The following is a 405-nucleotide window of genomic DNA, read 5'->3' as shown; positions in this document are numbered from 1 at the left end:
GCTCTGTTCCTGGCACTCTGTTGCGCGCTGTTCGGGACCATGACGCCGACCTTTCTGACCAGCGGCAACATCCTCAATGTGATCCGCCAGGCGGCGCCGGTCCTCGTCGTGGCGGTGGCAATGACGTTGGTCATCACCACTGCGGGCATCGACCTATCGGTAGGCTCGACCGTCGCGCTCAGCAATGCGCTGGTGGCGATCCTGATCGCGCAGGGCTGGGGCTGGCCCGCGGCGACGGTCGCCATCCTGGTGGCGGGTGGCCTAATGGGCGCGGCGCAGGGATGGTTCATCGCCTACCAGGGCATTCCCGCCTTCATCGTCACCCTCGCGGGGCTATCGATCCTGCGGGGCTACGCACTCTGGCTGACCGAGGGCTACTCGATCCCGATCACCGACGTGCCGGGC

Annotated in this window: 1 pseudogene; it reads left to right on the top strand. The window is 66.9% G+C overall.

From position 1 onward, the window contains the following. Positions 1-405, top strand: a pseudogene (locus I6F37_RS42795) (ABC transporter permease); the annotation flags it as partial.

It is taken from the genome of Bradyrhizobium sp. NBAIM08, assembly GCF_020193935.1.
In the GTDB taxonomy this organism is placed as follows: domain Bacteria; phylum Pseudomonadota; class Alphaproteobacteria; order Rhizobiales; family Xanthobacteraceae; genus Bradyrhizobium; species Bradyrhizobium yuanmingense.
Note: the sequence above shows the minus strand (reverse complement) of the source record. Positions and strands in the feature narration are given on the sequence as shown.